Origin of the sequence: Campylobacter sp. 2018MI13, assembly GCF_018501135.1 — a bacterium.
Classification (GTDB): domain Bacteria; phylum Campylobacterota; class Campylobacteria; order Campylobacterales; family Campylobacteraceae; genus Campylobacter_E.
This window is the reverse complement of the sequence record NZ_JAHCZC010000004.1, coordinates 25,727-46,855: the sequence shown is the minus strand read 5'-3', so window position 1 is coordinate 46,855 and position 21,129 is coordinate 25,727. Positions and strand designations below refer to the sequence as shown.

Annotated in this window: 21 protein-coding genes; 14 read left to right on the top strand and 7 right to left on the bottom strand. The window is 26.9% G+C overall.

The features are described 5' to 3' along the window. Positions 1 to 956 (top strand): BspA family leucine-rich repeat surface protein (locus tag KJQ99_RS01045; protein ID WP_214149748.1); only part of this gene is annotated, 956 nt, incomplete at its 5' end. Positions 957 to 967: 11 nt separating this feature from the next. Further along, on the top strand, positions 968 to 2,821 hold the full coding sequence (locus tag KJQ99_RS01040; protein ID WP_214149747.1) for a BspA family leucine-rich repeat surface protein: 1,854 nt from the start codon (positions 968 to 970) through the stop codon (positions 2,819 to 2,821). Positions 2,822 to 2,987: 166 nt separating this feature from the next. Here KJQ99_RS01040 and KJQ99_RS01035 read toward each other — a convergent pair whose 3' ends face one another. From KJQ99_RS01035 to selA, 4 genes are read right to left on the bottom strand one after another with little or no spacing between them, the layout of a single operon-like run. Beyond that, on the bottom strand, positions 2,988 to 3,179 hold the full coding sequence (locus KJQ99_RS01035) for a type II toxin-antitoxin system HicA family toxin (protein WP_214149746.1): 192 nt from the start codon (positions 3,177 to 3,179) through the stop codon (positions 2,988 to 2,990). Beyond that, entirely contained in the window at positions 3,172 to 3,387 is a 216-nt protein-coding gene (locus KJQ99_RS01030) for a type II toxin-antitoxin system HicB family antitoxin (protein WP_214149745.1), read from the bottom strand. The genes KJQ99_RS01035 and KJQ99_RS01030 overlap by 8 nt, the downstream gene beginning before the upstream one ends. Position 3,388: 1 nt before the next feature. After that, positions 3,389 to 3,826 carry a thioredoxin-dependent thiol peroxidase gene (gene bcp, locus KJQ99_RS01025; RefSeq protein ID WP_214120049.1) on the bottom strand — a complete coding sequence of 146 codons (438 nt, stop codon included), beginning with the start codon at positions 3,824 to 3,826 and terminating at the stop codon, positions 3,389 to 3,391. 2 nt (positions 3,827 to 3,828) lie between these two features. Then, the gene (gene selA, locus KJQ99_RS01020; protein ID WP_214120050.1) at positions 3,829 to 5,115 is read right to left on the bottom strand and encodes an L-seryl-tRNA(Sec) selenium transferase; all 1,287 of its coding nucleotides are present in this window, start codon (positions 5,113 to 5,115) and stop codon (positions 3,829 to 3,831) included. Positions 5,116 to 5,163: 48 nt separating this feature from the next. Between selA and KJQ99_RS01015 the strand changes: the two genes are divergently transcribed. Genes KJQ99_RS01015 through KJQ99_RS01005 form a run of 3 tightly spaced genes read left to right on the top strand, consistent with a single transcriptional unit; the run spans position 5,164 to position 7,924 of the window. Next, positions 5,164 to 6,774, top strand: coding sequence for a 4Fe-4S binding protein (locus KJQ99_RS01015; protein WP_214149744.1), 1,611 nt, complete (start codon positions 5,164 to 5,166; stop codon positions 6,772 to 6,774). Position 6,775: 1 nt separating this feature from the next. Continuing rightward, positions 6,776 to 7,459 carry a hypothetical protein gene (locus KJQ99_RS01010; protein WP_214116703.1) on the top strand — a complete coding sequence of 228 codons (684 nt, stop codon included), beginning with the start codon at positions 6,776 to 6,778 and terminating at the stop codon, positions 7,457 to 7,459. Positions 7,460 to 7,477: 18 nt separating this feature from the next. After that, positions 7,478 to 7,924: a low molecular weight protein-tyrosine-phosphatase gene (locus tag KJQ99_RS01005; RefSeq protein WP_214120053.1), complete on the top strand. Its 447-nt coding sequence runs from the start codon at positions 7,478 to 7,480 to the stop codon at positions 7,922 to 7,924. Between the two features lie 14 nt (positions 7,925 to 7,938). Here the strand turns inward: KJQ99_RS01005 and KJQ99_RS01000 are convergent, their stop codons facing one another. The 3 genes from KJQ99_RS01000 to trpS are packed head-to-tail and all read right to left on the bottom strand — an operon-like array spanning position 7,939 to position 12,425. After that, positions 7,939 to 10,191, bottom strand: a complete 2,253-nt coding sequence (locus tag KJQ99_RS01000) for a tetratricopeptide repeat protein (protein ID WP_214120054.1) — start codon at positions 10,189 to 10,191, stop codon at positions 7,939 to 7,941. A gap of 8 nt (positions 10,192 to 10,199) precedes the next feature. Continuing rightward, positions 10,200 to 11,447, bottom strand: a complete 1,248-nt coding sequence (gene serS / locus KJQ99_RS00995) for a serine--tRNA ligase (protein WP_214149743.1) — start codon at positions 11,445 to 11,447, stop codon at positions 10,200 to 10,202. Positions 11,448 to 11,456: 9 nt separating this feature from the next. Continuing rightward, entirely contained in the window at positions 11,457 to 12,425 is a 969-nt protein-coding gene (trpS, locus tag KJQ99_RS00990) for a tryptophan--tRNA ligase (protein WP_214149742.1), read from the bottom strand. Between the two features lie 75 nt (positions 12,426 to 12,500). Between trpS and KJQ99_RS00985 the strand changes: the two genes are divergently transcribed. The 9 genes from KJQ99_RS00985 to KJQ99_RS00945 are packed head-to-tail and all read left to right on the top strand — an operon-like array spanning position 12,501 to position 21,128. Continuing rightward, positions 12,501 to 13,430, top strand: a complete 930-nt coding sequence (locus tag KJQ99_RS00985) for an NAD(P)-binding domain-containing protein (protein WP_214116693.1) — start codon at positions 12,501 to 12,503, stop codon at positions 13,428 to 13,430. Between the two features lie 2 nt (positions 13,431 to 13,432). Next, on the top strand, positions 13,433 to 15,571 hold the full coding sequence (locus KJQ99_RS00980) for a coiled-coil domain-containing protein (RefSeq protein ID WP_214116691.1): 2,139 nt from the start codon (positions 13,433 to 13,435) through the stop codon (positions 15,569 to 15,571). After that, a complete protein-coding gene (locus KJQ99_RS00975; protein WP_214149741.1) occupies positions 15,568 to 16,251 on the top strand; it encodes a tRNA1(Val) (adenine(37)-N6)-methyltransferase in 684 nt (227 codons plus the stop codon). Before KJQ99_RS00980 ends, KJQ99_RS00975 begins: the two co-directional genes overlap by 4 nt. Then, a complete protein-coding gene (locus KJQ99_RS00970; protein ID WP_214149740.1) occupies positions 16,238 to 16,603 on the top strand; it encodes a YkgJ family cysteine cluster protein in 366 nt (121 codons plus the stop codon). The genes KJQ99_RS00975 and KJQ99_RS00970 overlap by 14 nt, the downstream gene beginning before the upstream one ends. Next, complete coding sequence (locus KJQ99_RS00965; RefSeq protein ID WP_214149739.1) at positions 16,585 to 17,967, top strand: tetratricopeptide repeat protein; 1,383 nt, start codon at positions 16,585 to 16,587, stop codon at positions 17,965 to 17,967. Before KJQ99_RS00970 ends, KJQ99_RS00965 begins: the two co-directional genes overlap by 19 nt. After that, a complete protein-coding gene (locus tag KJQ99_RS00960; RefSeq protein WP_214116683.1) occupies positions 17,955 to 18,425 on the top strand; it encodes a hypothetical protein in 471 nt (156 codons plus the stop codon). The genes KJQ99_RS00965 and KJQ99_RS00960 overlap by 13 nt, the downstream gene beginning before the upstream one ends. Then, complete coding sequence (locus KJQ99_RS00955) at positions 18,397 to 18,867, top strand: HIT family protein (RefSeq protein ID WP_214116681.1); 471 nt, start codon at positions 18,397 to 18,399, stop codon at positions 18,865 to 18,867. Before KJQ99_RS00960 ends, KJQ99_RS00955 begins: the two co-directional genes overlap by 29 nt. Next, complete coding sequence (mnmH, locus tag KJQ99_RS00950) at positions 18,854 to 19,834, top strand: tRNA 2-selenouridine(34) synthase MnmH (protein WP_214149738.1); 981 nt, start codon at positions 18,854 to 18,856, stop codon at positions 19,832 to 19,834. The genes KJQ99_RS00955 and mnmH overlap by 14 nt, the downstream gene beginning before the upstream one ends. A gap of 22 nt (positions 19,835 to 19,856) precedes the next feature. Then, the gene (locus KJQ99_RS00945) at positions 19,857 to 21,128 is read left to right on the top strand and encodes a DUF262 domain-containing protein (protein ID WP_214149737.1); all 1,272 of its coding nucleotides are present in this window, start codon (positions 19,857 to 19,859) and stop codon (positions 21,126 to 21,128) included. Position 21,129: the final 1 nt, after the last annotated feature.

Genomic DNA, 21,129 nt, shown 5'->3' with positions numbered 1-21,129 from the left:
CACTATATTTTGATACTTCTAGCGTTACTAATATGAAAGAAATGTTTAAAAACTGCAAAGCATTTAATAAAAGCTTAAACCTAAACACAAGCAATGTTACTAATATGAAAGCTATGTTTAGTGGGTGCAATGCCTTTAATAGCGATATTAATTTTAATACGCATTGTGTTGTTGATATGTCAATGATGTTTGATAATTGCACTAATTTTAATAAAGTTCTTAACTTTAACACTATTAATGTTAAAAATATGAATGCTATGTTTTATAACTGCATTAATTTCAATCAAAGCCTTAATTTTGATACCAAAAACACTCTTAATATGAGCGAAATGTTTGCAGAATGTAAAAATTTCAATAGTTCATTAGATTTAAATACTGCTAATGTTAATAATATGAGTTATATGTTTTATAACTGCATTAATTTTAATCAAAGCCTTAACTTTAATACCGAGAATGTTTTTAAAATGAATGCTATGTTTTATAATTGTGTAAATTTTAATCAAAGCCTTGACTTTAATACCGAGAATGTTTTTGATATGAGTGAAATGCTTTATAACTGCATTAATTTTAATCAAGAAATCAATCTCAATAGCAAAAAAACGCACAATATGAGCTCAATGTTTTATAATTGTATTAATCTAAATAAGCCAATTAATCTTAAAACTTCAAATGTTATCAATATGAATAGAATGTTTTGTAATTGCTCTAATTTTAATCAAGAACTCACATTTGATACAAAGCTAGTAAAGGATATGTTTTATATGTTTAAAGACTGCGTTAGTCTTAATAAAACTTTTCATTTTAATTTAAATAAAATAGAAAAATTCAACGATAAAAATACTATGAAAATTAATTTAAAAACCTATATAAAAAATATGATTTTAAAAAATTGCCCTGCAATTATTGAAATTCCTAATTCAAATTCCACGAATTTAAATCAATCAAATCACAAATAAAAGGAGAATAAATGTCAAAAACAAATGAATTAAAATACAAGCCTAAAAATAAAAAAGAATTAAAGGCTTTAGTAAGTGATGAGAGTATAAATCTAGCTGATATTGATACGAGTTTGATAACTAATATGAGTGAGCTTTTTAAAGATAGTGAGCGAAAAGACTTTAGTGGCATAAATACTTGGGACACTTCTAGGGTAAAAAATATGTGCAGTATGTTTGAAAATTGTAAAAACTTCAATCAAGCTTTAGATTTTGATACTAGAAATGTAACTAATATGAGTTGGATGTTTCAATGGTGTGATAAATTTAATAAACCTTTAAATTTTAATACTAGTAAAGTAACTGATATGAGTGGGATGTTTGATAGATGTAAGAATTTTAATCAGCCTTTAGATTTTGATACTAGCAATGTAACTGATATGAGTTGGATGTTTTCTGGATGTGATAATTTTAATCAACCTTTAGATTTTGATACTAATAATGTAACTAATATGAGTGGGATGTTTTTTAGTTGTAAGAATTTTAATCAGCCTTTAGATTTTGATACTAGAAATGTAACTGATATGAGTGGGATGTTTTCTGGATGTAAGAATTTTAATCAAGCTTTAAACTTTGATACTAGAAATGTAACTGATATGAGTGGGATGTTTTCTAGATGTGATAATTTTAATCAACCTTTAAATTTTGATACTAGTAATGTAACTAATATGAGTGGGATGTTTTCTGGATGTGATAATTTTAATCAACCTTTAAATTTTGATACTAGTAATGTAACTAATATGAGTTGGATGTTTTATGAATGTAAGAATTTTAACCAAGCTTTAAACTTTGATACTAGAAATGTAACTAGTATAAGAGAGATGTTTTCTTTTTGCGAGAATTTTAATCAAACTTTAGATTTTGATACTAGAAATGTAACTGATATGAGTAGAATGTTTACTGGATGTGATAATTTTAATCAAGCTTTAAACTTTGATACTAGTAATGTAACTGATATGAGTTGGATGTTTAAATGGTGTGAGAAATTTAATAAACCTTTAAATTTTGATACTAGTAATGTAACTAATATGAGTGAAATGTTTTATAAATGTAAGAATTTTAACCAAGCTTTAGATTTTGATACTAGTAATGTAACTGATATGAGTTGGATGTTTTATGGTTGTGATAATTTTAATCAGCCTTTAGATTTTGATACTAGAAATGTAACTGATATGGGTTGGATGTTTAAATGGTGTGAGAAATTTAATAAACCTTTAAATTTTGATACTAGAAATGTAACTAATATGAGTTGGATGTTTGCTTGTTGTGATAATTTTAATCAGCCTTTAGATTTTGATACTAGTAATGTAACTAATATGCACCGAATGTTTTTTAATTGTATAAATTTTAATCAAGCTTTAAACTTTGATACTAGTAATGTAACTGATATGAGTGCGATGTTTTGTGGGTGTGAAAGTTTTAATCAAGCAATCAATTTTAACATTTCAAAAGCTAATATTTATGGGCTTATATTTAGATGTTATGCATATAAACAAGAAATTAATTTTGCTAACGATACACTAATAAAAAGCGTTTATAAACCTAAAACAAAAGAAGAATTAAAAGCCTTAGTAGATAATGAGAGTATAAATTTAGGAGAAATTGATACGAGTTTAATAACCGATATGAGTAGATTATTTTATAAATCAAAAAGAAAAAACTTTCAAGGAATAAACACTTGGAATATTACTAATGTAAAGGATATGAGCTATATGTTTTATAAATGTAAAGGCACTTATAAGATTAATTTTGCTATCTTTAGCGATGTTAATACCAAATATATGTTTGATCATAGCAACCTTGATGATTACATTATTAGGAATTAAATTCCTAATAAATCCTTATTAAGCCTTGCAGCAAAACCTGTTGCTTTGTGGTTTTTATACTCTATTCTTTAAAACTTCTTTTAAAATATTTGCTAAGCATTGTTATTTTAAAATCCCACTAATTAAACAAAATCTAATTTAATAATTTCATCTAAAGTATTAAAAATCATTTTATAAGCTCTAAAACTTGCTTTATTATTTTTGGGTGTAAGGTTTTGCCGCTATGAAAAGGTAAAACCATTCTTAAATTATCTTTATAATATATCTTATGGCTACCTTTTTGTCTATCAAAAATAAAGCCGTTTTCTAAAAGCAATTTTTCACATTCTTTAGCAGTAAGCACTGGTAATTCAGGCATATTTGCCAACTTGCAAAGGAACTATAGAAACAAAAGCATTTAAAAGCTTTAATCTCTCATCATCACTTAAGCTCTCTAAATATAATTCGCTTGCTTCTTTTATGTTTTCTAACGCTTCTTCGTAAGTATCGCCTTGCGAAACGCAGCCTTTTAGAGCAGGAACATAAGCATAATAACCATTCTCATCTTTTTCTATGATTGCATTCATTTTATTCTCCTAATAAATCCTTATTAAGTCTTGCGGCAAAACCTGTTGCTTTGTGATTTTTGTATTCTTTAATGATTTCGCCGTTTTCATCTAGGATAAAGCACGAACGAATAAGCCCTTCGTATTCTTTACCATAATTTTTCTTAATCCCCCAAGCACCAAATAGCTTAGCCACTTCTTTAAATTCATCGCTTAATAAAATCTGATTTAAGCCATATTCAGCTTTAAATTTCGCTAGTTTTTCACACTTATCAGGACTAATTCCAATCAGCACATATCCTGCATTAAGCAATTTATCAAAACTCTCACTTAATTCACAATTTTGCTTGGTACAACCTGGAGTGTAAGCTTTTGGATAGAAAAACACTATCACCTTTTTACCGCGAAAATCACTCAGATTAATCGCTACTTCATCTTGATTTAATAAAGTAAATTCCATATTTAATCCTTTAAAACTTCTTTTATAATATTTGCTAAGCATTCTAATTGATTAGGTAAAACGCTCCTTAAATCAATTATTATGCTATCTTTATCATAATTAGCCACTACGCCTTTATTTAAAAGTTCGTTTATCTTGCATTTATTAGCCTTAATTTTTAAAGCATAGCCACTTAGTAATTTTTCAGGCATTGAGCCACCCCCTACTAGGCTTTTGCTCTCTATGATTTCGCCAAAATTTATTAGCTCTTGCAAGGTTTTTGCTTTGTTTAAAACTTGAGATTTTGTATCATTTAATAAAGCTAAGCTTGGTAGATTTGCATAGTCTTTATTTAAATAATTTTTAACAGCTTTTGTAAGTATTAATAAGCTAGTTTTATTTAGCCTAAACATTCTTAAAAGCTGATTTTTGCGTAATTTTTCAATTAGTTCTTTTTTACCTAAAATAATTCCTGCTTGAGTGCTAGAAAACAATTTATCCCCACTAAATGAAACCAAGCTAATACCTTTAGATATTAGGCTTTTTACACTAGGTTCATCTTTTAAACTATCATTTATTAAATCCACATAGCCACTACCTAAATCATAATAAAATATTTTTTCATTTTTACAAGCTAAATCATTTAGGCTAATCGCATCTACTTCTTGGCTAAATCCACCGATATAAAAGTTTGATTTATGAGTTTTTAAAATCATTTTTGCATTGTTTAATTCAGCTTCATAATCGCTCATCTTAGTCTTGTTAGTAGTTCCTACTTCAATAAGCCTTGCTCCACTTTCACGCATCACATCGCTTACTCTAAATCCACCACCAATTTCTACTAGCTCGGCTCTACTTGTAATTACACCTTCGTTTTTGCCTAAAGTATTTAATACTAAAAACACAGCAGCAGCGTTATTATTTACCACAAGTGCATCTTCGCAACCAAAAAGCATTTTTAAATAAAATATGAGATTTTCATCTCTTTTACCCCTTGCATTGCTTTCTAAATCAAATTCTAAATTAATATTATTAGTATGAAAAGCCTTTAATTCATCATAATCACTCTCGCTCATTAAAGCACGACCAAGATTTGTATGAAGCACCACACCAGTAGCATTTATCAATGCTCTTGGCTCTTTTAATAGCCTTTTATTAATTCTTTCATTAAGCTCTTTGAGTATCATCTCGTAACTTTGCTCTTTATTAGTAGCTCTTAGTTCATTTATTAATTCTTTAGCCAAAAAGCTAACTAAAAAACTGGGTTTATCATTAAAGGCATTAATTAATTTTGATATTTGTGGTAGCATTTTAAAATCCTTAAATATTTTTTAAAATACTAGCAAGGAAAGGTAAAAATGAAAGAATTTGCATATTTAAAAAAGGCTGATTTTATAGATGATTTAGGCAAAAATATAGCCGTTATAAATAGCCCTACTAATGAGAAATTTCTAATAGCAAATGATAAGGCTTTAAATGCTTTAATCTATGCTCCTGAAATTGATTTTTATATAAAAAACTCAAGTGCTTTTAATAATGAAAAATTAGAAAAATTATATGAAGCAAGAGCTATTAATTATGATTATTCAAGTGAGATTAATTTATATGCGAATATTGATAAAAGAATTTGCATATTATTTGATGATAAAGATTTAAAAAATAAATTAATAGATAATGGTTATAAGGCTGTTTGTGTTAGTGAATTTGAGTTTGTTTATGGTGGGATTGGCTCACTTGTAGTAGTTACTAAAGAAGGCGAATTAGATTGTGATTTAGCTATTTCACAAACAAAACTAAACAATCACGCAGTATTAATAAATCATGAAAATATATTGCAAGATTTAAATTCTTTAACGGGTAAAATTAGCTTTACAAGAAAGATTGAGTTTAATTCAAGTTTATGCCAATTAGATGGGCGTAGGAGTGAGCATTGTGGTTGGTGCATTGAGGCCTGTCCTAGCGTGGCTTTAAGCACTGATGATAAAAAAATCATAATAAGCGAAATTGATTGTATTAATTGCGCAAAATGCGTAAGCGTATGTCCTACTAATGCACTTGAGTTTTGTGAGTTTAATAAAGATTGCATAAAAGAAATTAGCAAAATCTATGAAAACGAGCAAATAATAATAACTCAAAATTATGATAATGATTTTAATATAAAGCATTTTTTACCATTTAATATACCTTTTGATTTATTAGATGAATTAATACTTTTACATTTAATAAACACAAGTGGTAAAAGCATTGCAATAGTTGGAGATATTAGCGAATTTTTAGCCGAAAAAATCAACTTAGTAAATGATATTTGCAAGGCAATCACAGGAAAAATAGCCATATATGTAAATGCAAATTTAGATGAAATTCCAAATGAATTGATAAAAGAATTTAAATCAAGCGAAAGTAATTTTAGATTGAATAAAAGAGAGCTTTTTGGCTTAAAAATCTCTTCTATGTTAAATAATTTAGATAAAGGCGTAATCACTGCTAAAAATTATGCAAAAATTAGCATAAATGAAAGCACTTGCACCCTTTGTGCTTCTTGTGCTGGGGCTTGTAATACGAACGCAATTTTAGCTGATAGTAAAGAAAATGCTATTAAATTTAACGCATCATTATGCACAAGTTGTGGATATTGCATAAATTCTTGTGCTGAAAAAGATACTATTTTTATACAAAATGATATTTTAGAACTAAATCCGATTAGCTTTACTCATAAAACTTTAGCTAAAGATGAATTATTTGCTTGTATTGAGTGTGGTAAAGAATTTGCTACTAAAAAATCAATTGATAAAATAGCTGGTATTTTAGGGGCTGCTTTTAGCTCTGATGTTACGAAAAAATACTCGCTTTATTGCTGTGCTGATTGTAAGGCTAAGATAATGATGCTAAAACAAGCTCAAGTTTTTGATGATACAAATAGTTTTTTTGCACCACTTGAAGAAAAATTAAATAAATTTTTGAAAGGTTAAAATGAACGAAGAATTAAATATAACTAGGTCATATTTTTACGAATTTTGTGCTAGAGCAATTAGCTTTATGAATAATGATGATTTTAATACTTTAAGAGAACAAGCTAAGTTTTTTTATGATAATTTAGATGATTTAAAAGATGATTTTAAAGTAATTTTAGATACTGATTATGCAGCTTATAAAGATGAGCAAAATGCTGTTTTTTATGATTTTTCTTATGTAAATGTGCCTACTGATGCTAGTTTTTATGATGAAGGGCGTGATAATGGCAAAATGAGAATAATTGCAACAGGAATTTTAAAAAGAGCTAATTTAATCAAAAACGCAAATCTTAGCGATAATGAAGATAGTATGAATTTTTTATTTTATCTAGGTAGTGTTTTATGCAAAAATAATGATGAATTATGTCAGGAACTATTTTCAAGAATTATTAATGAAGTTGTAGATGAGTTTTGTGAAAAACTACAAACTCATAAAAACTCAAAAATATTTACTCATATTGCAAATATCATATCTTATTTAATACAAATTGAAAGGGCATTTTATAGTGTAAATGCACCTGCTAAAAAAGAATCGGTTGCAGATAAAGCATTGCAAAGAATACCTTATGAACCAAGACTTCCAACCGAGTTTTCAAAAATCAATATGAGTGAGCTAACTAGCTTTAAAGAAAATATAGAATAAGTTTTATAAAGGAATAAAATGAAGATAATGTTTGTATGTTTAGGCAATATTTGTCGCTCTCCTATGGCTGAGTTTATTATGAAAGACTTATGCAAAAATAAAGAATTTAAAATAACAAGTTCAGGAACAGCAGGTTATCACGATGGAGAAGATATGCATATAGGCACAAAAAAACTTTTAAAAAATAAAAATATTGAATGCGATAATTTCGTATCAAAAAAACTCACAAAAAAATTATGCCAAGAATATGATTTAATCCTTACTATGGACGAGAGTAATTATAAAGATGTTTTAAATAATTTTTATGAGTTTAAAGACAAAGTAAAACCAATATGTTCTTATTGTGATTTAGGATATAAAAATGTGCCTGACCCTTGGTATACAAATAATTTTGATGAAGTTTATATGATTTTAAATAATGCTTGCAAAAACATTTTAAAAGAAATTGAAAATAATAAGATTTAGCTAAAAACTAAATCTTATCTAAATATTTGAAATGTAAAAAACTCTGATTTATATTCATCATTCATTTTTTCATATTGTGATATAGCTGATTCATAATTTTTTGCTTCGTGATAAAGTAAAGCTAAAGCCAATCTTGATTCAAGATTGCTTGGGTTTTTTACACGAGATAGCTCAAGTAAAGCTATAGCTGAATTATTATGCCCTGCTCCAATAGCTGCAACACTAGCTAAAAATAAAATATCAGAATCTTCAATATGATAATCATCAATCAAACTATTATAAATTGCAAAACTCTCTTCAAATTCATTAGCATAAATATCTATATAAGCAAGTGCTTTTAAAGCTCCTATGTCTTCATTAGTTTTTAAATATTGCTTTAATTTTTCTCTTTCTTGTTGTAAAAGACCTGAAATCTGCATTAATTTTACATAGTTATACCCTACTATTTTAGCACCACCAAATAATGAGCGATAATCTAATTTTTTGTTAAGAAAATACATTTGAACATCTTTAGCATAGGCTTTTACATCTTTTTTATTGTTTTTTAAAGAAAAATATAAAATATTTGCAATTATGTCATTATCACTTAAGTCTATTAAAACTTTTGATTTATCTATCATCTTGTCATAATCATTTTGCATATAAAATCCAAGAATTTCTAAACTAATATTACTAATATTATTTGTATTAGTTTGGTTCAAAAAACCTTGCATATTTACATAATCTTTTTTCTTAATTGAAAGCAATGCTAAATAATAATTTCTATCTTTTTCATCTTCAACATAATTTAAATTATATTGTAAATCTTGCTCTAATTTCGTAGTATCATCATATAACAAATCCGAACAAAATAAAGCATAAATTCCTGCTCTTAAATCCTTAGGGTCTAAATGATAACTAGCTAAAAAGTGCTTTTTTGCTAAATCATATTTGCCTAAGAGTGCATATGCTAAACCTAAATCATATTGCAAAATACTATGCTGTGGATAAAGCTTTACTAATTCTTCTAATAACTCACTAGCACTCTTTATATCATAACTAAAAGCATAATTTAAAGCTTTTGTAATTTGTATATTTATCTTTGATAAAGTTTGACTATTTTTAAGATAATTTGAGCTTTTATCTAAATCATCTAAGTAAATATTAACATTTGCCTTATTTATCATCTTAGTCGCACTTGTCGCATCAAATACTTTAAAAGGCGAAAAATAAAATATCAAATCATATTTTTGTTGCTTTGAATCTATAAAGGTTTTTTCATAAGTATGTTGAGCGTAATTTATATCAAATATCCTATCATCTATGGTTGTTTTGACATTATAACTTGACTTAAGCCACTCTAAATCATTTTTCTCTAATTCTTTTAAAAACCTTGAAGCTTCTTGATATTCTGCTAATTTTATATCAACTAAAGCTAAAGCTAATTTTGTCTCTTTTGGTTTTATTCTTTTTTCAAGTGCATTTTTTAAATAAAATCTTGCTTTGTTATATTCAGCATTTCTTGCATAAAGTAATCCTAAAGATAAATTTTTATCATAAGAATCTTGTAAATTAATCTCTCTTATAGAATCAGAACTTTTATTAAATGAGCTTAATATTTTTGCTCTTAAATATCTTGCGTCGTTTTGATAAAGTGGATGGATTTGTTTATTTAATGCTTGTAAAGCTTCAGGATAAAATCCTTTATAAAAATTCACTAAACCCAAGTAATAATAATAAAGGCTTGAGTTTTTTTCGTTACTTAAATAAGAATATGCTAAATCTATATAATATTTAAATTCTTTATCTTTTTGTAATTTTAAAGCACAAACAGCAGCATTTAAAGCAGCCACCGTGTTATTTTCATTATTTTCTAAAGCCTTTTGAAAACTCTCTAAAGCTCCTTTATAGTTTGCTTGTTTCATTCTTGAAACTCCTAAATTATAATGCGAAAAACTCTCATTATATTTAGCTATATTTTCATATATTTTTAAAGCTTCACTTTTGTTTCCACTCTCATATAAAGCATTGGCTTTTGCCACCATTAAATCTAATTTTTGGCTTTTAAATTGTTGAATGCTTATTTTTGGTTCTATTAGCTCATTTTGCTCAACTTTAATTTCTTTTGACTTATCTTGAGTAAAAATTAAAAAAAGCAAAACTACCAATAAAATAATAATAAGTAAAGAAAGTCCAGCGATTAAAATTATACTTTTTTTGCTGAACTTACTTTGTTTTACTGGAAGAGTATTTCCTTCTTCAATAACAATTACTTGTTCTTCTGCCATACTTTATCTTACATATATTTTTGTAATACTTCAGGTATTGCTATTGTGCCATCTTCTCTTTGATAATTTTCCATAATAGCTACTAAAGTCCTACCTACTGCAAGGCTTGAACCATTTAGTGTATGAGCTAATTTGTTTTTACCATTTTCATCTTTATATCTTATTTTTGCGCGTCTTGCTTGAAAATCATAGCAATTACTAACAGAGCTAATTTCACGATATTTATTTTGTGCTGGTAGCCACACTTCTAAATCAACGGTTTTTCCTGCACTAAAGCCCAAATCCCCACTACAAAGCATTAAATGTCTATGAGCTAAACCTAAGCTTGTTAATAAATCACTTGCACAACTAAGCATATCTTCAAATACTTTATCGCTATCTTCTTGAGTGCTAATGCTTACAAGTTCAACTTTTCCGAATTGGTGTTGGCGGATAATTCCTTTTGTATCACGCCCTGCACTTCCTGCTTCTTTTCTAAAACAAGGTGAATAGCAAGTCATTTTAATAGGCAATTCATTTAAAGCTATAATTTCATCATTATATAGATTTGTTACACTAACTTCACTTGTAGGGATTAAATACAATTCTTCGCCATCAATTTTGAATAAATCATCTTTAAATTTAGGTAATTGTCCTGTGCCAAACATAGTATTAGCATTTACAATATAAGGAGTATTTACAAACTCAAATCCTCTTGAGCGGTTAAAATCTATCATATAATTATATAATGCTCTTTCAAGTCTTGCACCTTCACCGCGTAAAGCTACAAAACGACTTTTAGCAACTTTTACACCACGCTCAAAATCAAGCCAACCAAGTGCCACACCTAAATCATGATGGTCTTTTGGAGTGAAATTAAATGTTGGTGGAGTTAATACCTTTTTAATCTCTACATTTTCTTCTTCATCATTTCCAATAGGCACACAATCAGCTATTAAATTTGGAATACAAGCTGCAATTTCATTTAATTTAGCTTCACTTATGCTTACTTTTTCGTTTAATTCAGCTATTTTTTTCTTATTTTCATCTAAAGACTTTTTAAGCTCACTTATATCTTCTCCTGATTTTGCTTTAAGTCCCATTTCTTTTGAGAATTTGTTTTGAAAACTTTGAGCGTTTTCTAATTCTATTTTTAACGCTTTTGTATCATTGTAGCTATCTAATAAACTTTTTAAAACTCCATCATCTACTTTTTTTGCTTTTAATTTTTGATTAAAAACTTCATAATTTTCTTCAATTTTTCTTAAATCTATCATAATTTCTCCTTATAAACTTAAAGCTTTATAAACTTGTTGCATTTTATTTTGCGCTAATATACTAGCTTTTTTTGCACCATCGTTTAATATATCAGCAATTTCTTTACCTTGCAATAATCTTTCATACTCACTTCTAGCCTTGTCAAAATACTCCCAAATAACATCACATAAATACAATTTAAAATGCCCGTATCCTTCTCCACCTTTTTCATACCTTGAACGAAGACTTGCTAAATCATTTTCATCTAAAAATAATTCAGCAATTTTATATATATTACAATTTTTCCAATCCTTAGGCTCTTCAATAGGAGTGCTATCGCTTACTATTTTATTTACTTGTTTTTTAAGTTGTTTATAACTTGTGAAAATATCAATAGTATTGCCATAACTTTTACTCATTTTAGCACCATCTGTGCCTACTATTGTTTGAGTATTTTCATCAACTAATGCTTCAGGGATAGTAAATACATTTCCAAATTCATTATTAAATTTAATTGCAATATCTCTTGTGATTTCTAGGTGTTGAATTTGGTCTTTTCCAACAGGAACTAATGGTGCATCAAACAATAAAATATCAGCCGCCATTAAAACAGGATATGAAAATAAGCCGTGATTTGCACTAAGACCTTTTGCTATTTTATCCTTGTATGAATGTGCTCTTTCAAGTAATCCCATAGGAGTAAATTGCGATAGTATCCAATAAAGTTCTAAGACTTCTTTAACATCACTTTGTAAATAAAATATACTTTTATTTGGATTTAATCCTAAAGCTAAAAATGCAGCTGCTGCTTTGTTAATATTATCTTTAAAATTACTAGCTGTTTTTTTATCCTTTAAAATACTTGTCATAGCGTGATAATTTGCAATAAACATTATCATTTCATTATCATTTTGTCTTTTCATCATTGGAGCTATTGCTCCAAAATAATTGCCTATATGCAAATCCCCACTTGGCTGAAGTCCTGTAAAAATTCTCATTTGTTCTCCATATCTTTACTTGTAATTTAAAATTTATGCTTAATATAGAGCAAAAAAATTAATAAAGGAGCTTAAATGCTATATGATTTAGTAGTAATAGGTGCAGGTCCAGCGGGAATTGCAAGTGCTTATGAAGCACATAAAAATGGTTTAAAAAATGTTTTATTAATAGAAAAAGCAGCAGAGAATTGTCAAACTTTTAGAACTTATTATAAAGATGGAAAAAGAGTTGATAAAGTTTATAATAAAATTGATATTCCAAACTTAGGAAATATACCTTTTGAAGATGGAACAAAAGAAAGCTCATTAGAATTATTTACAAGCCTTTGCGATGGTTCTTTTGAAGTAATGTTTTCAAATGAAGTTGAGAAAATCAAGCAAGTTGATGGAAATTTAGTTGTATATTCAAGTAAAGGCGAATTTAAAACAAAAAATGCAGTAATTTCAATAGGTAGAATGGGAAAACCAAATAAACCAAGTTATAAACTACCTTCAAAATTGAGTAAAGTTATCAATTTTAACGCAAACGACGCTAAAGAAAATGAAAAAATCTTAGTAGTTGGTGGTGGTAATAGTGCTGTTGAATACGCTGTTGATTTAAGCAAAAAAGCAAATGTTACATTATGCTATAGAAGAGCTGAATTTAGTAGAATTAATGAAATAAATCATAAAAATGTATATGAAGCAAAACTTACTTTAAAATTAGCAACTGATATTAGCGAAGTAAATGAAGTAGATAACAAACCTGAAGTTACTTATACTAATGGTGAAAAAGAGATTTTTGATAGGATAATTTATGGAATTGGCGGCTCTACTCCAGTTGATTTTCTAACAAATAGTGGAATAGAAATTGATGATAAAGGCGTTCCTACTTTTGATACTAATATGCAAAGTAATGTTAAAAATATTTTCGTAGCAGGAGATATTGCTAGTAAAAATGGAGAAAGCATAATAACGGCTTTAAATCACGCTAAAAAAATTGCTGATTATATTATTAAGGGTTAAGCTTGGCTAAGAAGAATTTAACACTATATAGCTTAGGTGCTTGTGCTGTTATTTTAGGTGGAATTTATTTTGTAATTCCATCTAAAGACACAAAAACAAACCAAACACCAATAAAACCACAAGTAAAAATAGAGCAAAAACAACAAACAAAACAAGTGCAATTGCCAAAACTTGAAGAACAAAACTATAAGATATTAAATGATAGAATTGTAAAGCTTACAAAGCAAATAGAAAGCTTAAAAAATAGCAATACCAAAGCCAATGAAATAGAAAATCTATATCAAGAAATTGAAAAATTAAAAATACAAAACGAACAATTAGAAACTAAGAATAATGAATTAGTTCATCGTTTAAATAACGAAAGTTTATTAGTAAATGAAAATAGCAAAAACTCATATCAGCAAATGATAGATAAGCTAAATGAAGATTTAGCAAATTATAAAAGCGAAAACGATAGTTTAAAATTAAGCTTAAATGATAAAGAAAACGCTGTTAAAAATCTAAATTCTTTACTAGGAACTCTTAGTAATCAAAAACAAATGGACGAATTTGAACACGATAATTTAGCAAGAAAATTGCAAGATGAATTAGATAAAGCAAATGCAAAAATCATAGCAAATCAAAAAAATTATACAGATGTGGTTAAAGAAAATGATATTTTAAAACAAAGAGTAAAAAATCTAGGGAATTTAGAAAGTGTAAATGCTGAATTAAGTAAAGTAAATAATGAACTTAACTTAAAAAATCTTGAATTAAGTAAAGAAATAAAAGCAGCAAGCAAGCTAAATGATGAATTAAAAAGCAATAATAATTCTGATTTTGTAAAGCTTAATTTGGATAATAAAAATCTCCAAGCAAAATTAGATGATGCTAAAACTTCAATATTAAAATTAAATCAAGTTAAAAATGATTTAGAACAAAAATTAGATAATTTAAAAAATATTGAAAAACAAAGAGATGAATTAAAAAATGAAGTTTTTCAGGCAAAACTAGAACTTGAAAAATCTAAAAACGAACAAACTAAAGTGATTAAGGATTTAAGTGATAAAAGCCAAAATTCACTTGATAATCTTACAAAAGAGCTAAATAAAGTTAATGAATCTAATGCTAAGTTACAAGATAAAAATACAAAAAATGAAATAGCATTAAAAGATATGCAACTAAAAAATAAAGAACTAGAATTAGACTCAAAGAAAAAAGAAAAAGATTTAAGTGAAACAATAGCAAAACTTCAAAAAATTGATGAGCAATTAAAAGCAAGTAGTGCAAATAATATGGATTTAAAAACAAAATTAGATAATTTACAAAAAGAAAAAATAGAATTAACCACGCAATTAAATAAAATTAATAATGAGTTTTTAAACTATAAAAACGATAGCTTAAGTAATAAACAAAACGATGTTAAGGACTTAAATAATAAACTTTACGAAAGTTCAAAAGCTTATGATGAGCTAAATGTAAAATATATAGCTTTAAAAGAAGAATATGCGGCTAAAGAACTAGATAATAATAAAGCAAAACAAGAAAACAAAACACTTTTAGATGAAATTGAACAACTAAAATTAACTATTAGTAAGGATACAAATTCTGAAAGAGTTTTAGCCTTAGAAGAAGAAAAAGATAAGCTATTAAAACAACTAAATGAAATAAATATCAAAACTTTAAATAACTATAATCAAGAAAATAGCGAACTAATAGCAAAAAAAGAAAAAATTCAAGAATTAGAAAAAAAACTTGAATTAGCTCAAAAAGGAAGTTCGTTAAATACAAATAGTTTAAAACTACAAGATACTTTTGTTTGTGATGATATAAAATCAGGAGTAATTGGACTTAGTAAAACTTGCTCGCTTGAACTTGATAAATTCTTAGCAAAATATAATCAAAATTATTTATATGAGATAACTCCTATAATTGATGATAGTGGCTTTAAGAGTTTAAGTGCTATTGATGGAGTTCATATGGCTAGCAAAGAAGTGCAAAGATTAACTCGCTTAGCTAATTTTGGATTATCAAAAGATAGAACAAAAAGTGCTGCAAGTTATATAAAATCAAAAATTCCTAATGCACTAATTAGCTCAAGTTTAGAGCCTGAATACTCAAAAGACAATAAAAAAGGCTTTATTTTAAGAGTTTATAAATGATAATTTATCAATATAAAAACGGCTATCGCTACAATAGTGATAGCATAATTTTATATGATTTTATAAGTAAAGATAAGCTTAAAGGAATAGGACTTGATATTGGTGCTGGAAGTGGAATTTTAAGCCTATTATTAAGCGAAAATAAAAATATAAAAATAGATGCAATTGATATTCAAGAAGAAAATGTAAAATTATGCAAAGAAAATTATGAAAAAAATAATCTTGATTATAAAGTAATTTTAGGTGATATTAAAGATTATAAAGTTTATAATTATTATGATTTTATAATCTCTAATCCACCATTTTATTCTAAAATGCAAGCACAAAATAAGCATTTAAATATTTCAAGACATATTGATTTTTTGCCACTTGAAATATTGTTAAAAAGTGCTGATAAATTGTTAAAACCAAAAGGTTTTTTATATTTTTGTTATGATGCTAAAAAAATTGATTTAATATTTGAAACCTTAAAAAATACGAATTTAAAATGCGAAATAATAAGATTTATTCACACAAAAGCAGAAAAACCATCAAATTTAGTATTAATTAAAGCAAGAAAATTAAGCAAAAGTGATGTGCTGATTTTGCCACCTTTAATATGTAACGATAGCAATGGCACAACAAAAGAATTTAATTCAATTTATCAAAATATCAAGGTTCAAAGTTATGATTTACAATAAAGATTACTCATATTCATTTGATGAGAGTAAATGTAGTGAGTGTGGCGGTAAGTGTTGCACGGGTGAGAGTGGTTATATATTTTTAACTAGCGATGAAATTATCCAACTAGCTAAGATAAAAAATACAACTTTTAATGATTTTGTTGATAAATATTGCATTAAAGTAGGCGTTAGGTTTAGCCTAATTGAAAAGCCATATAACAATGGTTTTGCTTGTATATTTTTTGATGAAATTAATAAAAATTGTGGAGTATATGAAGCAAGACCTATGCAATGTAGAACATTTCCGTTTTGGGAATATTTTAAAAATAACCTAAAGGAGCTTAAAAAAGAATGTATTGGGGTAAATTAATACTAATCTTATTAGCTAGTATTACTTTTGCTGATAGTATTGATGATTTGCGTTTAAATGCAATGCTAAATGAAAATAATAATGCTAAATTATCTAGCGAATCATATTTAAAATTATATGATGAAACAAAATTAAAAGCTTATTTAGAAAATGGAATAAAACAAGGTTTTATTGCTAATTTAAATATGGATAAAGCAGTAAATACTTTAAGAGATATTGATAAAGATAATAATTTAATCAAAAAACTAGATATTGTTAAATTAGTAGAACAAAAAAATTATAAACAAGCAAAAAAAGAATATTACAAATTCATATCAAAAAACGAAGATTTTACACTAGCTAATGCTATGAGTAAGGAGCTGTTTAATCAAGGATTAAAAAAAGAAGCCTTACAAATATCTAAAGATTATTATAAAAAATATAGCAATTTATACTCATTATATTTATATATTGAAATGCTTATGGCTAACGAAAAATATAAAGATGTAATAAAACTAACAGAAGAATTTAATAAAACCGCAGAAGAAAATAATAAAGTAGATACAGAATTAGCTCCTTTTTTATTAATGCGTTTAAATGCTTTAAAAGCTCTTAATATGTGGGAGAAAACGATTAGATTAGACCCTAAAGGCTATTCAGAACAAATACTAAAATTATTTAAAGAAAAAGATTATAAAAATATCAAAGAATATACTAAATTAGTGCCTATAAATCCTGATTATTCATTGTTTTTGTTGTATAGATTAGAAGCACTTTATGAACTTAATAATTCTTCAGATATTAATGAGATTTTTAGCTTAGGAATGAAGCTTTATGAATTTACAAATAATAAAGATATTTTATACACAATAACTAAGAAATTATTGGAATTTAACAAGAAAAAAGAACTTTATGAAATAGCTAATTTAGATGATGAATTAGCTTATAAAGTATATTTTAATTTAAAAGAATATAAAAAACTTAGTGAATTTTTATATCAAAAAGCAATTAAAGAAAATAATAATAGTTATTTAATAGAATCATATATATACGAAATGCTAGATAATCCTAAAGAATTTGATTATTTCAAATTAGATGAATTAGTAGCTAAAGGTGGCGTTGCTCCTAATATGCTAAATATATATGCTTATACAATAATTGATGAAAAAATTGATATTGCAAAAGGTATAAAACTAATACAAAAAGCTTTAGAACAAGAACCTGATAATGCTTATTTTCTTGATACTTTAGCTTGGGGATATTATTTAATAAATGATTGTAAAAATGCACAAGAAACTATGCAAAAAGTATTACAAAACGAAGATGTTTTAAATGAAGATGAAATAAAACTGCATAATCAAAGGATAAATAAATGCAAGAATTAAGCAAAGAAATTCTAATAAAAAGTCTTGGATTTAATCTGTTTTATCCAAGAGATTTAAGCGAATTTAAAAATGAAATAATTAAATTTAGCTATGACTTAAATGATTTAAATGATGCTTTTATTACCAGTGATTTTGATGAGTTAGGTTATGCTAGGCGTTATGTTAAAAAGCATTTATTTTATTATTCAAAAAACTTAAGCGAAGATGAATTAATCAAAGCTAGTATTTACGGAGCTGATGGGATTGTTTTGGATAAAATTGCTAATAATGATTTATTAAATCTTGCAAAAAATTGTGGTTTTAGCTTAGGATTTTTAGCTAAAAATAATATAGATTTATTTAAAGCTACCATAAAACAATTTGATATTTTTATTGCTAACGATAAATTATTAAAAAATGTTCCAAATACTAAATATAAAGGAATTCTTAATGCAACACCTAAAAGCACCTTGGCGTGATAAATATTTTAAAGAAGATAGAAGTTTATGTCCTTTTTGCGAAGATAGTGAAGTGCTAGTTTATGAAGATGAGTTATGTAGGGTTTTAATGAATAAATATCCTTATTCTCCAGGACATATTCTAATAACTCCTAGAAAGCATGTTGAGTTTTTAAACGATTTAGATGAGATAACTTGGCTTAGAATGGCAAAAATAGCTAGATTTGCTGAAAATATTATGAGAACAACCTTGCACGCACAAGGAGTAAATATCGGACTTAATTTAGGCGATGCAGCAGGTGCTGGTATAGCAAAACACTTGCATTTACATGTCTTACCAAGATGGCATAAGGATACTAATTTTATAACCACTATTTGTGATACTAGAGTTATAGGGACTAGCCTAGATGAATTATATTTAAAGATAAAAGAGAGCTTTCAAAACTACAATGCAGCTAATTAGTGCTAAAGAATTTTTAAATATTAATAAAAATATTTTAATAGACGCAAGAAGTCCAAATGAATACAAAAAAGCACATTTAAAAAAAGCCTTAAACTTTTTTGCTTTAAATAACGAAGAGCATAAGTTAGTAGGGACAAAATATGCTACTAATAAATTTAACGCAAAATTATTAGGAGCTAGTTTTATTTGCAAAAACACAAGCATTCATCTTAAAAAAATACAAAATATAGCAAATCCACATAAAGATGAAATATATATTTATTGTGCTAGGGGCGGTCAGCGAAGTGGTGCGATAGGTCATATTTTAAGTGAGATTGGATTTAAAGTCTATAAATGCGAAGGTGGTTTTAAAGAACTTAGAAACGAGATGATTTCGTATCTTAATAGCTATCAAAATCCTAATTTTGTAAGCCTAGCAGGAAATACAGCTTGTGGTAAAACAAGGCTTTTAAAATTACTTGATAATAAAATAGATTTAGAAAAATTAGCCCATCATTTCGGCTCAACTTTTGGCTCTCGTGGGTTTTTACAACCTAGCCAACAACAATTTGATATAAATCTAATAAATGAATTAAAAGCATTAAAAGATGCAAAAGTATTCATAGAAGCAGAGAGCAAAAACATAGGAACTATAACTTTATTTAATAATTTTTACGAGCAAATGAATAGCGGTATTAAGGTGTTTTGCGAAGCTAGTTTGGATATTAGAGTGCAAAATTGTGTGAATGATTATCAAAACATTAGCCCAGAGTTTTTTTATTTTTGTATTGAGAGATTAAAGCCTTATTTAGGAAATGCCTTAGTTTATGAGCTAAGCACTGCTTATAATAATAAGGATTTAAAAAGTGTAGCAAAAATACTTTTAGTCAATTATTATGATAAGGTTTATAAAAAACCTAAGGAATTTGATTTATTATTAAATCTTGATGATTTAGAAAAAGCTAAAAACGAGTTAATGAAATTGTAATTTTATAATCTAAAGGATTTTTATGGATAATGTAAGCTCAAGCATATTAACTTTTAATGAATTAACCGAACTAAATCTTAGCATACCTGATTATCAACGCCCTTATGTATGGGAATTAAAACAAATAAAAATGCTTTTAAAAGATATTGAAAATACTAAAGATGGAGCCTTGCTAGGCTCTATTATTTTACACGAAATCAAGCGAGATGGTAAAACAATTTATGAAGTAATAGACGGACAGCAAAGACTAACTACGATTAAGCTTATTCTGATGGTGTTAAGTGAATATAAAATTGTTATGGAAAATCACAATGGATATAGTAACTACCTAAGTAATGTAAGCTTTTTTCATAAAATTTCTCAAGATAATATCAAGAATAATTATGAGTATATTAAAAACTATTTGAGCAACGAAGATAAAGCTAAAGATTTTTTAGAAAAGCTAGAAAATACTCAATTTATCATAGTAGCTACAACAAAAGCCGATGATGCTTTTATCTTTTTTGACAATACCAATTCAAAAGGCAAAAAGCTAGAAAATTACGACCTTATAAAAGCCTTTCATTTACAAGCCAAGCAAGAGCGTCATAAGGATTTGCAAAATGCTAATGCTAGATATTTTGAGAGCGTTATAAATGCCGATAAAGACAATATCAATAAATTTTTAAATCAAATACTAAATTTTACTAGGAAAACCATCAAGCAAGAGCATGAAAGAACCAAATGGTGGAGTGATGATTTGATATTTGATGAGTTTTGTAAGGAGAATTTATCAGGACAAAGTTCGTGTGATTATGGAATTATTAGCGATTTTGCAAATGGGGTTGAGTTTTTTGAATATTTTAGAAAATTTTATGAAATGCTAAAAATCATAAAACAAACAGATTTTTATCAAAAGCTAAATTACTTAGACGGGACAGGATATTTACAAAACGCATTATGTATGTGTATGGTGGTGTTTATGGATAGGTTTAAGAGTGGTAATTTTGATAAGATGATGAGATTTGCTACAAGGATTATTTATACAAATAGACTTGTTGGTAAAAGTGTGCGATGGGAAAGCACGATGGGTAGTAGCGAAAAAATCATAAGAGCTATATTTGTAAACAATTACGAGAGTAAGATTTATGAAAGTCTTGATGAGATAGCTAGGGAGTGTTATGCGTATGAGCAAGAAAAGATCGCAGAAAATCAAATCGATGGTGGAAAGCGTAAAGACTATAAAGAGCTATGTAAAGATTATTTAAATGAAGAATTTAAAAAATATGGGATTTTAGGTCATTATGTAGGATAAT